Source organism: Streptomyces atriruber (genome assembly GCF_001418325.1).
Lineage (GTDB): Bacteria > Actinomycetota > Actinomycetes > Streptomycetales > Streptomycetaceae > Streptomyces > Streptomyces atriruber.
The window spans coordinates 1-13,731 of record NZ_LIPN01000005.1; the positions used below are offsets into that span (position 1 = coordinate 1).

The 13,731-nt window shown below is 71.3% G+C and carries 12 protein-coding genes; 9 read left to right on the plus strand and 3 right to left on the minus strand.

Annotated elements, in window-relative coordinates; all coding sequences use genetic code 11:
• Positions 1-200 precede the first annotated feature (200 nt).
• A complete protein-coding gene (locus AOK03_RS00535) occupies positions 201-1,073 on the plus strand; it encodes an ATP-grasp domain-containing protein (protein ID WP_055563091.1) in 873 nt (290 codons plus the stop codon).
• A gap of 432 nt (positions 1,074-1,505) precedes the next feature.
• Here AOK03_RS00535 and AOK03_RS42350 read toward each other — a convergent pair whose 3' ends face one another.
• The 3 genes from AOK03_RS42350 to afsR form a co-directional block, all read right to left on the minus strand.
• On the minus strand, positions 1,506-1,673 hold the full coding sequence (locus tag AOK03_RS42350; protein WP_157868826.1) for a hypothetical protein: 168 nt from the start codon (positions 1,671-1,673) through the stop codon (positions 1,506-1,508).
• Between the two features lie 197 nt (positions 1,674-1,870).
• Positions 1,871-2,053 (minus strand): hypothetical protein, encoded by a 183-nt coding sequence (locus AOK03_RS00540; protein ID WP_055563092.1) that lies wholly within the window; start codon positions 2,051-2,053, stop codon positions 1,871-1,873.
• A 211-nt stretch (positions 2,054-2,264) separates the two neighbouring features.
• Positions 2,265-5,243 carry an SARP-family global regulator AfsR gene (gene afsR / locus AOK03_RS00545; protein WP_055563093.1) on the minus strand — a complete coding sequence of 993 codons (2,979 nt, stop codon included), beginning with the start codon at positions 5,241-5,243 and terminating at the stop codon, positions 2,265-2,267.
• A 325-nt stretch (positions 5,244-5,568) separates the two neighbouring features.
• Here afsR and AOK03_RS00550 point away from each other — a divergent pair, with 325 nt between their 5' ends.
• The 8 genes from AOK03_RS00550 to AOK03_RS00585 form a co-directional block, all read left to right on the plus strand.
• Entirely contained in the window at positions 5,569-6,795 is a 1,227-nt protein-coding gene (locus AOK03_RS00550; RefSeq protein WP_055563094.1) for an amidohydrolase family protein, read from the plus strand.
• Between the two features lie 557 nt (positions 6,796-7,352).
• Complete coding sequence (locus AOK03_RS43690) at positions 7,353-7,625, plus strand: hypothetical protein (RefSeq protein WP_055563095.1); 273 nt, start codon at positions 7,353-7,355, stop codon at positions 7,623-7,625.
• A 69-nt stretch (positions 7,626-7,694) separates the two neighbouring features.
• A complete protein-coding gene (locus AOK03_RS00560) occupies positions 7,695-8,108 on the plus strand; it encodes a PaaI family thioesterase (protein WP_055563096.1) in 414 nt (137 codons plus the stop codon).
• Positions 8,109-8,234: 126 nt separating this feature from the next.
• Positions 8,235-9,158 (plus strand): LLM class F420-dependent oxidoreductase, encoded by a 924-nt coding sequence (locus AOK03_RS00565; RefSeq protein WP_055563097.1) that lies wholly within the window; start codon positions 8,235-8,237, stop codon positions 9,156-9,158.
• 90 nt (positions 9,159-9,248) lie between these two features.
• The gene (locus AOK03_RS00570) at positions 9,249-10,034 is read left to right on the plus strand and encodes an SDR family NAD(P)-dependent oxidoreductase (protein WP_055563100.1); all 786 of its coding nucleotides are present in this window, start codon (positions 9,249-9,251) and stop codon (positions 10,032-10,034) included.
• A gap of 130 nt (positions 10,035-10,164) precedes the next feature.
• A complete protein-coding gene (locus AOK03_RS00575) occupies positions 10,165-11,292 on the plus strand; it encodes an LLM class flavin-dependent oxidoreductase (protein ID WP_055563098.1) in 1,128 nt (375 codons plus the stop codon).
• A gap of 291 nt (positions 11,293-11,583) precedes the next feature.
• Positions 11,584-13,323 (plus strand): N-acyl-D-amino-acid deacylase family protein, encoded by a 1,740-nt coding sequence (locus AOK03_RS00580; protein WP_055563099.1) that lies wholly within the window; start codon positions 11,584-11,586, stop codon positions 13,321-13,323.
• A partial coding sequence (locus tag AOK03_RS00585) for an aldehyde dehydrogenase family protein (protein WP_157868827.1) occupies positions 13,320-13,731 on the plus strand: 412 nt, incomplete at its 3' end. The genes AOK03_RS00580 and AOK03_RS00585, both read left to right, overlap by 4 nt.

Consider the following 13,731-nt stretch of genomic DNA (forward strand, 5'->3'; position numbering starts at 1 on the left):
GGATGCGGTCTCGGACGCGGGGGCGGGGTCGGGCGCGGGCGCCGCGGACGCGCCGGGGCGCTCGTCGCCGCAGCCGGTGAGGACGGTGGCGGCGCACAGAAGGACGGCTGCGGCCAGGCGCCTTCGGTGCTTCCGGTGCGTTCCGTACGTCGAGATGTCCGCCGAGGTGACCATGCACATGACTGTGCCACGATGGCGCGATGCACACCGCCCCGTTCGGCGAGGGCCCCGGCCGCCCGGCTCGCCGCCCCCGCATCCTCTTCGTCACGGACCTCGCCTACCAGGCGAAGGGCCGCCGCTACTGCGACGAGGACATCTACCTCACCGCCCGCCTCCGCGAGGACTTCGACGTGGCCCTGTGCCACCCGGCGGACGCGGCGGCCCTGATGGAGACGGGCGCCTTCGACACCGTCGTGGTCCGCAACAGCGGCCCGGTCCTGCACTACCAGGAGCAGTGGGACGACTTCACGGAACGGGCGAGGAACTGCGGTGCGCGCGTCTACAACCAGCTCGCCGGCAAGGCGGACATGGTGGGCAAGCAGTATCTGCTGGAGCTGACGGCGGCGGGCCTCCCCGTGATCCCCACGGTCGACGACCCCCGCGACGTGGGCCGTCTGCCGCAGACGCCGACGTACGTGGTCAAGCCGAAGGCGGGCGCGGACTCGATCGGCCTGGAGTTCGTGTCGGGGGAGGGGCTCGCGGGGCTGACCCCCGGCCCGGACGGCATCCTGATCCAGCCGTGCGTCGACTTCACGTACGAGGTCTCGTTCTACTTCGTCGACGACGCGTTCCAGTACGCACTGCACGCGCCCGACCCCGAGAGGCGCTGGCACCTGGAGCGGTACGCGCCCACCGAAGCGGACCTCGCCTTCGCCCGCGGCTTCATCGACTGGAACGCCGTCGACCACGGCATCCAGCGCGTCGACGCGTGCCGGGCGCCGTCCGGGGAGCTCCTCCTGATCGAACTGGAGGACCTTAATCCGTACCTCTCCCTGGACCTCCTCGACGAGGAGACGCGGGACGCGTTCGTGACGGCCCTGAAGCGTTCGCTGCAGCGCCTGCTGGCGAGTTAGGGCCCGGGCGACCCGTCCGAATGTCCGTCTGCCCTACGGGGTCTGCGCCAGGAACGCTGGTGCAGCGCCCAGGGTTCCGCCGGGGGCGTGACGGGCCTAGCCTCACAAGGGAGGAGAACCCGTGATGGCGCTCCTCCCGAGCATCAACCGCTTCCGGTCCCCGGACCCCGGACCCCGATTCTCTCGGGTCGTCCCAGCGGCCCGTGGGTGACCGGAGCCGTACCGCCGACCTCGCACAGCTCCGGTCCATGCTCTCTCGGCCTGTCCAACCTGGGTGCACTCCCGCGTGCCCCGGTGCCGTGAGGGCGCGTGTGCGCCGGTTCGTGGAGGGGAGCCGCTGCGCCGGCGCGCGCACCCGGCCGCCGCCGATACCGGCGCCCCACGCCTCGGCGGCGGCCGTCCGTCGCGCAGGCCGCGTGCGGTCCGGACGCGTCAGTCCGTGGGCGGCGCCGGTATGTGGCTGTCGCCGTGGACGGAGACGGTGTGACCGTCCCGCGGCGGGGCCGGTATGTGACTGTCGGCGAGCGCCGGAGACGCCGCGGCGCCTGCGGTCGCGGCTGCCATGGCCAAGGCGACGAAGATCTTCTTGGTGCGTGTCATTCCAGCTCCTCTGAAGAGGCGGACATCCAACGCCGTATGACCCTAGCGAGGGGTGCGGCTGAATGTTCGATTCCGCTGATCGCTCGGGCGCGGCACCATGTGCTGCACCTTTTGCCCTTTTCCGGCCCGGACATGCGTCGGCCGCGGCGGCTCCCCCTCCGCGCCGCCGCGGCCGACCCCCGTCGGGAAGAAAGCTCTTAGGCGTCCTTGGCGGGCGGCGCGGGAATGTGTCCGTCGCCCTGCGTGGTGGCGCCACCGTCCTCCGGAGGAGCGGGGATGTGCCCGTCGCGCTTGACGGAGACCTTGCCGTCCTTCGGCGGGGAGGGAATGTGGCCGTCGCCCATGGTGGTGATGTTCTTGTTCGTCGTGGCGTCGCTCATGGCTGACAACCTCCTGAGGTTGACGGTTCGCTGGGGCAGAACGCCCGCTCGGCAACTCCCCCGAGGGTCGCCGAACGGGCGTTCCAGGGCCGCTCACCTTATCTGTGGGGCCCAGTGCGACCCGTCTGCCCCCCGACGCGACGGATCGTTGAGTAGAGAGTGGCAGTCGGCCATAAACGTTCGATGAACGCCTCGGGCGCCGGTGGAGGCCTCAGGCGGCCGCCACCGGCGACAGGAGAGCCCTGACTTCTTCGGCTTCGGGTGCGCCGGAACCATCGTGGATGGTCAGAGCCTCGCGCCAGCAGGCACGTGCCCGGTCGACCTGCCCGATGGTGTCCAGAGACCTGCCCAAAAGTGTCAGAACATTTGCACGCATCCAGTCCCCGCCGACACAGCCGGTGCTGAGTGCTTGCTCGGCGTGCTGGGCCGCCTGGGCCGGGCGGCGGGCCGAGAGATGCACCTGGGCGATCCGGAAGTGCGTCGTCCCTTCCCACAGGCGCTGACGGACTTCGGCGAACACCCGCAGGGCCTCGTTGAGCTCCACCAGTGCTTCGGTGTGATGACCGGCGTCACTGAGGGCGATCCCCAGCGCGCTCCGCGCGTTGGCGAGCCGGAAGTTGTAGCCCAGGTCGTCGTAGATGGACATGCCCTGACGGGCGAGGTCGATGGCCTTCGACGTCCGGCCGTTCGCGGCGAGCACGCGCGACAGGTTGCACAGGGCGCTGGCCTCGCCGGCCCGGTTGGCGTCCGCGCGGAACTCTTCGACGGCCTTGAGCAGATAGGCCTCGCTCGCGGCCTGCTGGTTGACGCAGTACGCGATGATCCCCTGTTCGTTCAACGCGTTGCCCATGGTCCACGGGTCCTTGGAGACGGAGCCGAGCTCCACGCCGCGGGCCAGCTCCGCCGACGCCTTGTCGAAGTGCCCCACCTTGCTCAGCACCTGGGCGAGAGCGACCCTGGCCTGTCCCTCGGCGAGGGAGTCCCCCAGCGCGGCCGCCGCGTCGCGCGCGGCGCAGGTGGCCGACTCGTACCGCAGGGAGCTGGCGCCGGACTCGGCCAGGTCCTTGGAGGCGAGCAGCAGCGAGACGGCCCGCCGCAGCATCCCCGCCCCCAGCGACTGCTGCACGCACGCCAGGATGCACGCCGCCTCGGAGTGGAGCCAGTCCAGGGCCTTCGTGTCGTCGCTGAAGTCCTGGCCCGCGTGTTCCGTGGGCTCCAGGTGGTCCACCGTGCGGTCGCCGGGGCGTTCGATCGCGTATACGCGGGCCGCGGAGGCCAGGTAGAAGTCCAGGAGGCGGGACATCGCCGCGTCCCGCTCGCTGGGCGGCTGCTCGTCGCGCTCCGCGCAGGCACGCGCGTAGAGGCGGACGAGGTCGTGGTAGCGGTAGCGGCCCGGGGCCGCGGACTCGACCAGGGACGTGTCGACCAGGGACTCCAGGAGGTCTTCCGTCTCGTCCAGGGAGAGGTCGAGGACCGCCGCGGCCGCCGCCAGGGACAGGTCGGGGCCGTCCGCGAGGCCGAGGAGGCGGAACGCGCGGGCCTGGGCGGGTTCCAGCTGGCCGTAGCCCAGTTCGAACGTCGCCTTGACCGCGAGGTCGCCCGCCTGGAGCTCGTCGAGACGGCGCCGCTCGTCCACCAGCTTCGCCGCGAGCGTGGAGACCGTCCAGGTGCGGCGGGCCGCGAGCCGGGAGGCCGCGATGCGGATGGCGAGCGGCAGGAAACCGCACGCCGCCACCACGTCCAGGGCTGCCTCGCGCTCCGAGGTGACCCGCTCCTCGCCGACGATGCGGGTGAAGAGGAGAAGGGCCTCCTCGGGGGACATCACGTCCAGGTCGATCAGATGCGCGCCCGCCAGGTCGACCATGCGGACGCGGCTCGTGACGAGGGCCGCGCAGCCCTCCATGCCGGGCAGCAGCGGGCGGACCTGTGCCGCGTCGCGTGCGTTGTCCAGGAGGACGAGGACCCGGCGGCCGTCCAGGACCGAGCGGTACAGGGCCGCCCGCTCCTCCAGGGAGTCCGGGATCGCCGAGTCGGCCGTGCCGAGGGCGCGCAGGAAGGCGCCGAGGACCGTCTCCGGCTCGGCGACCCGCGCGCCCGCGCCCTGGAGGTCCACGTACAGCTGGCCGTCGGGGAAGTGGGTGCGCGCGACGTGGGCGACATGGACGGCCAGGGTCGTCTTGCCCACGCCGCCGATGCCCGCCAGCGCCGAGACCGCCATGACGCGGCCCTCGGCGGTCGAGAGGATGTCGCTCAGTTCGTTCACGAAGGACGCGCGGCCCGTGAAGTCGGGGACCGTCGCCGGGAGCTGCGCCGGGCGCACCACCGTCGTGGCCGGTTCCTGCGAGGGCGCCGATGGCTCCGCGAGGCCCGGGTCGGCCTGGAGGATGCGCTGCTGGAGCTCCTTGAGGCCGGGCCTCGGGTCGACGCCGAGCTCGTCGGCCAGCAGGCGGCGCGTGTCCGCGTAGACGGCGAGGGCCTCCGCCTGGCGTCCGCTGCGGTACAGCGCCAGCATGAGCAGCTCGCGCAGCCGCTCCCGCAACGGGTGCGCCGCGGTCAGCGCGGTCAGCTCCGAGACGGCCTCCGCGTGGCAGCCCAGCTCCAGGTCCATGTCCAGTCGGGTCTCGACGAGCTGCAGGCGCCACTCGTCGAGGCGGGTGCGCTGCGTGTCCGCGTAGGGCCCCGGGACGTTGGCGAGGGGTTCGCCGTCCCAGAGGCCGAGCGCCTTGTTCACCAGCGTCCGCGCCTGGCAGAGGTCGCCCGTGCCGCGGGCCTTCTCCGCCGCCGACCAGAGGTCCTCCGCGAGCGCCAGGTCCAGCGCGCCGTCCGCGACCTGGACCGCATAGCCGCCGGACTCGCTGACCAGGACTCCGGGGGGCAGCACCTTGCGGAGCCGGGACGCGTACGTACGTACCGCTGCCAGTGCCTGGGACGGCGGCTCCTCGCCCCAGAGGGCGTCGATCAGCTCCGAGGCCGTGGCCGTGCGGCCGTCGCGCAGCAGGAGGGCCGCGAGCAGCGCCCGCTGCTGCGGCGAGCCGGTGTTGAGCTGTTCCGGGCCGTGCCACGCGCGCACCGGTCCGAGCACGCTGAAGCGCGACGTCGGGACCTCGGGGGGGTGCCCCTCGGTCCGCTCCTCGGGGGTGTTCCCCGAGGCCGGACGCCGCTGCTCCGGTACTCGCGGTACATCGACCATCGCTCCCCCTGCCGCCCTGCCGTTCCCAATCCTGCCGGTCGCGGGTCTGCCCGCCCGCGGTGGTGCGTAAGCCGCCGTGCGGCCCCTTCGGTCCTGCCGGGTTCTTGCTCCCCGCCAGTTTGCCTTGTTCCTGGGGGATGCGTCAGCCGTGCGAGACGGCTCTCACAGGGTCCTCGCACGACATTCCGCATCGTTTTCCCGCCACGACCTGCCCACGCCGCCCCCCGCGGCACTCCACCAGCCGTCCGTCATCGTCCGTCATTCGTCCGCGTACGAGTAGCTGACGGGTCGTCAGATCGGCGCTACCGTGGGCTCCATGGAGACCATGGAGAGCCCGGAGACCTTCCCGAAGATCATCTCGGTGGACGACCACACGGTCGAACCGCCCAACGTCTGGCGGGACCGGCTCCCGTCGAAGTACCAGGACCGCGGACCCAGGATCGTCCGTGCGCCCCTCAGGGAAATGTCCTTCCTGGGGGGAAAGTTCGCCCCGGTCATGGGGGAAAAGGGGGAGGACGGCCCCCTTGGGGACTGGTGGGTGTACGAGGACCTGCACCGCCCCCTCACCCGCCTCGACACCGCGGTCGGCTACGACAGGGACGAGATCAAACTAGAGGTGATCACGTACGAGCAGATGCGGACCGGCTCGTTCAGCGTGCCGGACCGGCTCGCCGACATGGACGTCAACCACGTCCAGTCCGCCCTCTGCTTCCCCACCTTCCCGCGCTTTTGCGGGCAGACCTTCACGGAGGCCAAGGACCGGGAGCTCGCGCTCCTCTCGGTGCGCGCCTACAACGACTGGATGGTGGAGGAATGGTGTGGGCCCGAGGCGGCCGGCCGCCTCATACCGCTCACCCTCATCCCGCTGTGGGACCCCGAGCTTGCCGCCGCCGAGGTGCGGCGCAATGCCGCGCGCGGGGTGCGTGCGGTCGCCTTCTCCGAGATTCCGCCCCACCTCGGCCTGCCGTCGATCCACACCGACGCGTGGGACCCCTTCCTGCGCGCCTGCGACGAGACCGGCACGGTCGTCGCCATGCACATCGGCTCGTCCAGCAAGATGCCGTCGACCTCGGCGGACGCGCCGCCCGCCGTCGGCTCCACCATCACCTTCGCCAACTGCTGCTTCTCGATGGTCGACTGGCTGATGAGCGGCAAGTTCGAGCGCTTCCCGAACCTGAAGGTCATGTACGCGGAGGGCCAGATCGGCTGGATCCCGTACATCCTGGAGCGCGCGGACGTCGTGTGGGAGGAGAACCGCGGCTGGGGCGGCGTCGCCGACAAGGTCACGCGCCCGCCGTCCGAGCTCTTCGCCGGGCACGTCTTCGGCTGCTTCTTCGACGACGCGTTCGGCCTGCGGAACCTCGACTCCATCGGCGTCGGGAACGTCCTGTACGAGACGGACTACCCGCACTCCGACTCGACCTGGCCGAAGTCCAAGGAGGTCGGAGAGTCCCAGATGGGACACCTGGCGCCGGAGGTCGTGGACCGCATCGTCAGGGGCAACGCGATCGACCTCCTCGGCCTGACGTCGGACGGCCTCTGGGTGCCGTAGCCCCAGGCGCGTCGGCCTCCTCCCGCCCGAGCATCTCCGTTCTCGGCGCCTGCCCGCCGAGGCACGGTCTCGGGGCCCTCGCCCTGCGGACCGGGCGGGCGGACCCGGCCCCGCCGGGGTGCTGGGGCCTGTCCGGCGGGTCAGGGCGCGGAAGTGCGGCGTCCAGTGCGTCCGGCTGCAAGGCGGAGGAGGGCGGCAGCGCGATGGGGGTGCCCCCCTGCTCGGGCGAAGTCTGGAGCTGGGGGGCAACCGACGACAACGCGGCAGATGGGCGTGCCGGGCGCCGTGACCCGCGCCCTGATCCGCCGGACAGGCCCTAGGCTGCCGCACCATGGTCAGCTCATCGCATGAGGCGATGCATCGCATCTTCCAGGAAGACCCGGGGATGTTCGCCCGGACCTTCCGGGCGCTCAACATTCCGTTCAGCGACCCGGTCGCCGTCACTGGCGCTGGCCACCGCTCTGAAGACCGTCGATGAGGGCAACGCAAGCATCTTCATCGAGCTCACCGAACAAGGGCTGGGGACCGCCCCCGCCGCAGAGATCTGGAGGGACCTGATGGCCGTCGACCTCTCCTTCTTCCGCTCGGAGACCGCGCAGCGCCTGCGGGGCGAGGGCCGGGCCGAGGGCCGGGCGGCGGACATTCTGTTGCTGCTCACCGAGCGCGGTGTCGATGTACCCGACAGCGTGCGCGAACGCGTCACCGCCTGCGCCGACCTCGACGTCCTCGGGGAGTGGTTCACCCGGGCGATCACGGTCACCGATGCCGAGGCGATCTTCGGTGTCGTGGATGACGTGGATGACGTGGATGGAGTGGAGGGTCCTGCCTAGGGCCTGGTCGGGCCGTTCCGGTGGGGTGGTGGCGGTGACAGGTGGTCGGGGGGACGCCACCATGGCGCCATGGTGTTCACCGCTGCCGAGGCAGAGAAGATCCTCGACGACAACTTCGCCCCCTGGGTGCTCGATCTCGGGCTGACCGTGGAGGAGGTGGCCGGGCTGCGTGCCGTGCTCCGGCTTCCCTGGTCCGGCCGGCTCGCGCGCGAGGGCGGTGCGCTCTCGGGGCAGGCGCTCATGGCCGCCGCCGACACCGCCACCGTGCTCGCGGTCTCCGCGGCGCGCGGCGGCTTCGTGCCCATGACCACCGTCCAGCAGTCGACGACCTTCGAGCGCGCGGTCGTCGGCGCCGACGTGCTGGTCGACGCACGGATCACCAAGCTCGGCAGGCGCATGGCCTTCGCCGAGATCGCGATGACCGCGGAGGGGGCCGAGGGGCCCGCCGCCCGCGCCTCCACGGTGTACGCGCTGCTCGGCTAGGACCCGGGCGGCGCCCGCCGCTTCGGCCTCCGCGCCCCCTACCCCTTGTCTGATGGAGCGTCAGGACTGACGATGGACCCGTTCTTTTTGACGGTCCGTCAGATAAGCCTGAGGGGTGGGTTTCCGATGCCCGCGTACGGGATGCAGCTTCCGATCCAGTCGCAGAGCACCATGTACGCGGAGCCGTGGGAGGCGGCGGCCACCGTCGACGATCTCGCCGACATCGCGCGCACCGCCGACCGCGCGGGCTTCGACTACATCGCGTCCTGCGACCACGTCGCGATCCCGCGGCGGCTCGCCGACGCCATGTCCACGGTCTGGTACGACCCCGTCGCCACCCTCTCCTTCCTGGCGGGGATCACCACGCGCGTACGGCTCATGAGCCATGTCGCGGTCGTCGGCCTGCGGCACCCCCTCGTCACCGCCAAGCAGTACGCGACCCTCGACCACCTGAGCGGCGGGCGGCTGATCCTCGGTGTCGGCGCCGGGCACGTGCGGGAGGAATTCGACGCGGTCGGGGCGGACTTCGCGGGGCGCGGGGGCGTTCTCGACGAGACGGTGGACGCGCTGCGGGCGGCTCTGGGGCCTGAGGAGTACCCGGAGTTCGCCGGGGAGCGATTCGCCTTCTCCGGGCTCGGGCAGCGGCCCCGGCCCGCGCAGGACCGCGTGCCGATCTGGGTGGGCGGTTCCTCGCCCGCGGCCGTGCGGCGCGCGGCCGTGCGCGGGGACGGCTGGCTGCCGCAGGGGGACCCCAGGGACCGGCTGCCCGCGCAGATCGCCAAGGTGCGGGCGCTGCGCGAGGCCGCGGGCGTCGAGGAGCCGATCGTGATCGGGGCGATCGCCGAGCCGCTGTACGTGGGGGAGGCCTCGTGGGGCGTCGGGCGGCGCACCGTGGCCGGGAAGCCGGACGAGATCGCCGAGTCCCTGCGCGCGTACGCGGCGATGGGCGTCGACCAGATCCAGGTGCGCTTCCGCAGTCGGAGCCGTACCGAACTCACCGACCAGATAGCGGCGTTCGCGGCCGACGTGGCGCCGCACCTCGACGAGTAGCGGCGAGCGGCGCTGGGCGGCGGTGAGGGGAAGTGAGCGGTAGTGAGCAGCAGCGACCAGGTCGATCGTGCCGAGAGCAGGGAGTACGCCATGGGCAAGCTGGACGGCCGCGTCGTCATCGTGACCGGCGGCGCACGCGGGCAGGGCGAGCAGGAGGCGCGTCTCTTCGTGGCGGAGGGCGCCCGTGTCGTCGTCGCCGACGTGCTCGACGAGCAGGGCGAGGCGCTCGCCGAGGAGCTGGGGCGGGAGTCCGCGACGTACGTCCACCTCGACGTCGGAGTGGAGGCCGACTGGCAGGCCGCGACGGCCGCCGCCAAGGACGCCTTCGGGAAGATCGACGGCCTCGTCAACAACGCGGGCATCCTGCGGTTCAACGAGCTGTGCAGCACACCCCTTGAGGAGTTCGAGCAGATCATCCGGGTCAACCAGATCGGCTGCTTCCTGGGCATCAGGACCGTCGCCCCCGAGATCGGCGCGGCCGGCGGCGGCACCATCGTGAACACCGCCTCCTACACGGCCCTGACGGGCATGGCGTACGTGGGTGCGTACGCCGCGACCAAGCACGCCATCCTCGGCCTCACCCGGGTCGCCGCCCTGGAGCTCGCGGGGCGGAACGTCCGCGTGAACGCCGTCTGCCCCGGCGCGGTCGACACCCCCATGACCAACCCCGCACAGCTCGACCCGGACGCCGATCCCGTGGCGGCGAAGGAGGCGGTCGCGGAGCTGTACAAGAAGCTCGTGCCGCTCGGGCGGATCGGGCTGCCGCAGGAGGTGGCCGCCCTGGCGCTGTTCCTGACCGGGGACGACTCGGCGTACATCACGGGGCAGCCGTTCGTCATCGACGGGGGCTGGCTGGCGGGGGTGAGCGTCGTCTGAGCCTGCTTCGGGCGTGCCTGACGTTGCGTCAGCTATTGACGCTCCGGCGGCCCGGTGGAACAGTTCGACGCATCGCAATCTGACGGGTCGTCAGAAACCGTCAGAACCTCAAGAGGACGGTGAACCTCCCTTGGAATTCGGTCTCTTTGTACAGGGATACGTGCCCGCCCAGCGGGCCAAGGTCGACCCCGAAGCGGAGCACAAGGCGCTCATCGAGGAGACCGAGTACGTCATCGAGGCGGACAAGTCCGGCTTCAAGTACGCATGGGCCTCCGAGCACCACTTCCTGGAGGAGTACTCGCACCTCTCCGCCAACGACGTCTACCTCGGCTACCTCGCGCACGCCACCGACCGCATCCACCTCGGCTCGGGCATCTTCAACCCGCTCGCGCCCGTCAACCACCCGGTGAAGGTGGCGGAGAAGGTCGCGATGCTCGACCATCTCTCCGAAGGGCGCTTCGAGTTCGGCACGGGGCGCGGTGCCGGTTCGCACGAGATCCTCGGCTTCATGCCGGGCATCACGGACATGAACCACACCAAGGAACTCTGGGAAGAGACCATCGCCGAGTTCCCCAAGATGTGGCTGCAGGACGAGTACGTCGGCTTCCAGGGCAAGCACTGGTCGCTGCCGCCCCGCAAGATCCTGCCCAAGCCGTACGGGAAGTCGCACCCGGCCATGTGGTACGCCGCCGGGTCCCCCTCCTCGTACGCCATGGCGGGCAAGAAGGGGCTCGGGGTCCTCGGCTTCAGCGTGCAGAAGGTCTCCGACATGGAGTGGGTCGTCGAGTCGTACAAGACGGCCGTCAAGGAGGCCGCGGCGATCGGCGACTTCGTCAACGACAACGTCATGGTGACGTCCACGGCGATCTGCGCGGAGACGCACAAGAAGGCCGTCGAGATCGCGGTCGGCGGCGGCCTCAACTACCTCCAGTCGCTGCTCTTCCGCTACCACGACACGTTCCCGCGGCCCGAGGGCATTCCCGAGTGGCCCGAGCTGCTCCCCGAGTACACCGAGGAGCTCATCGAGCTGCTCATCGCCGAGGAGCTGATGATCTGCGGCGACCCGGACGAGGTGCTCACGCAGTGCAAGCGGTGGGAGCAGGCGGGGGCGGACCAGCTCAGCTTCGGGCTGCCGATCGGGATATCGCCCGAGGACACGAAGAACACGATCCGGTTGATCGGTGAGCACGTGATTCCGAAGATCGACACGGATCCTGTGCATCGCACGACCCGGTTCCGGCAGGCGGCCGGAGCCTGAACCTCTGAGCCACCCCGGCTTCCCCCTCCCGGACGGGAAGCCGGGGTCCTGCCGGACGGGGGGCGGTGTGGTGGTGCTGTCACGGGGGCTCGCCCCCGGGCCCCCATCCGTCGCCCTTCGGGCTCGTCCTCAAACGCCGGACGGGCTGGAACTGGCTCCCGTGTGCCTTGCCTGCGGGGGTGTGTCCTCAAGCGTCGGACGGGCTGGAGTTGGCTCCCGTGTGCCTTGCCTGCGGGGTGCGTGCTCGTCTCGTACATCTGAATGTCTGCCTCGGAAGGGGAACTCGTCGTCATGCTCGATCACCTCATCAAGGGAGCGACCGTCGTCGACGGGACCGGTGCGCCCGCTCGTGTCGCCGACGTCGGGTTGCGGGACGGGCGCATTGCCGTGGTCGCCGAGCCGGGGGGCGTCAGCGAGGAGAGTCGGAGCAGTGAGGATGCGCGGGGGCGGGTGCTCGCGCCCGGGTTCGTCGATCCGCATACGCACTACGACGCCCAGCTCTTCTGGGATCCGTACGCGACGCCCTCCCTCAACCACGGCGTGACCACCGTCGCCGGCGGCAACTGCGGGTTCACGCTCGCCCCGCTCAACCCCGAACGGCCCGGCGACGCCGACTACACGCGGCGGATGATGTCGAAGGTCGAGGGCATGTCGCTGGTCGCGCTGGAGGAGGGCGCGCCCTGGTCGTGGAGTTCGTTCGGGGAGTATCTGGACGCTCTGGAGGGGCGGGTCGCCGTCAACGCGGGGTTCATGGTGGGGCACTGCGCGCTGCGGCGGTACGTCATGGGCGAGGACGCGGTCGGCGGGCAGCCGTCCACTGAGCAGTTGGACGAGATGTTGCGCCTCTTCCACGAGGCGATGGACGCGGGGGCCTGGGGGCTCTCCACCACCCAGTCCTCCACCCACTCGGACGGCGACGGGCAGCCCGTCGCGTCCCGGCACGCGAAGCCCGCGGAGCTGCTCGCGCTCAGCCGTGCCGTCGCCGAGCACGAGGGGACGCAGATCGAGGCGATCGTGGCCGGGTGCCTCGATCAGTTCAGCGACGACGAAGTCGATCTGTTCGTGGAGATGAGCGCGGCGGCCGGGCGGCCCCTCAACTGGAACGTCCTCACCATCGACGCGGCCGTCCCCGAGCGCGTGCCGCGCCAGCTCGTGCCCAGCGAGCGCGCCCGCAAGGCCGGTGGCCGCATCGTCGCGCTCACGATGCCGATCCTCACGCCGATGAACATGTCCCTGGGTACGTTCTGCGCCCTCAACCTCATACCCGGCTGGGGCGACGTCCTCGGTCTGCCCGTGCCGGAGCGGATCGTGAAGCTGCGCGACCCGGCGGTGCGGGAGGAGATGCTGCGGCGGGCCGGAAGCAAGGAGGCGGGGGTCTTTCGGAGGCTGGCCCGGTTTGATCGGTATGTCATCGGCGATACCTACTCCGCCGCCAATGAAGGGCTCACCGGGCGTGTGGTCGGGGACATCGCCGCCGAGCGGGGCCAGGAGCCGTTCCACTGCATCGTCGAGATCTGCGCCAACGACGAGATGCGCACCGTGCTGTGGCCGATGCCCACCGACAACGACCCGGACTCGTGGGCCCTGCGCGCCGAGACCTGGCAGCACGAGGACGTCATGCTGGGCGGCTCGGACGCCGGGGCGCATCTGGACCGGATGTGCGGGGCGCCGTACACGACCCGGTTCATCGGGGACTGTCTGCGCGGGCGGAAGCTGGTCGGTCTGGAGCAGGCCGTGAAGATGCTGACCGACGATCCGGCCCAGCTGTTCGGGCTGCGCGATCGGGGGCGGATCGCCGAGGGGTACCACGCCGACCTCGTCCTCTTCGACCCCGAGCGCATCGACGCGGGCAAGGCCACCCTCGTCCACGACCTGCCCGGCGACAGCCCGCGCCTGGACTCCAAGGCGATCGGCGTCAACGCGGTCTGGGTCAACGGCGTCGAGGCGATCCGGGAGGACGTGGTGACGGGCGCCGTGCCGGGGAAGATCCTGCGGTCGGGGCGCGACACCAGGACGGTGAGCACCAAGTGAGCGCGGCCCGGAGGCTGTTCGTCGGGGGTGAGTGGGTCGAGCCCGACCACGGGCACTACGAGGTGGTGAACCCGGCCACCGAGGAGGTCGTCGGGCTCGCGCCCGAGGCGAGCGGCGAGCAGGTCCGCGCGGCGGCGTCGGCGGCCCGTGCCGCCTTCGACGGCTGGTCCCGCACGACGCCCGAGGAGCGCGCCGGGATCCTGTCCCGCGCCGCGTCGATCCTGCGGCGCGACTTCGCGGCGCACGCCGAACTCGCGCGGGCCGAGAGCGGCGCCACGACCGCGACGGCGCGCGGCATGCAGGTGGCGGTGGCGGTGGCGCGCTTCGAGCGGTACGCGAAGGGGGCGCTGGAGCCGGTGGAGGCGGCGCTCCCGCCGCAGATCCACGAGGCGGGGCCCATGGGGAGGG

Bases quoted from the DNA above. Each gene is read 5' to 3' on its own strand.
- AOK03_RS00535 (WP_055563091.1), top strand. From the start codon at position 201: ATGCACACCGCCCCGTTCGGCGAGGGCCCCGGCCGCCCGGCTCGCCGC.
- AOK03_RS42350 (WP_157868826.1), bottom strand. From the start codon at position 1,673: ATGACACGCACCAAGAAGATCTTCGTCGCCTTGGCCATGGCAGCCGCG.
- AOK03_RS00540 (WP_055563092.1), bottom strand. From the start codon at position 2,053: ATGAGCGACGCCACGACGAACAAGAACATCACCACCATGGGCGACGGC.
- afsR (WP_055563093.1), bottom strand. From the start codon at position 5,243: ATGGTCGATGTACCGCGAGTACCGGAGCAGCGGCGTCCGGCCTCGGGG.
- AOK03_RS00550 (WP_055563094.1), top strand. From the start codon at position 5,569: ATGGAGAGCCCGGAGACCTTCCCGAAGATCATCTCGGTGGACGACCAC.
- AOK03_RS43690 (WP_055563095.1), top strand. From the start codon at position 7,353: ATGGCCGTCGACCTCTCCTTCTTCCGCTCGGAGACCGCGCAGCGCCTG.
- AOK03_RS00560 (WP_055563096.1), top strand. From the start codon at position 7,695: ATGGTGTTCACCGCTGCCGAGGCAGAGAAGATCCTCGACGACAACTTC.
- AOK03_RS00565 (WP_055563097.1), top strand. From the start codon at position 8,235: ATGCCCGCGTACGGGATGCAGCTTCCGATCCAGTCGCAGAGCACCATG.
- AOK03_RS00570 (WP_055563100.1), top strand. From the start codon at position 9,249: ATGGGCAAGCTGGACGGCCGCGTCGTCATCGTGACCGGCGGCGCACGC.
- AOK03_RS00580 (WP_055563099.1), top strand. From the start codon at position 11,584: ATGCTCGATCACCTCATCAAGGGAGCGACCGTCGTCGACGGGACCGGT.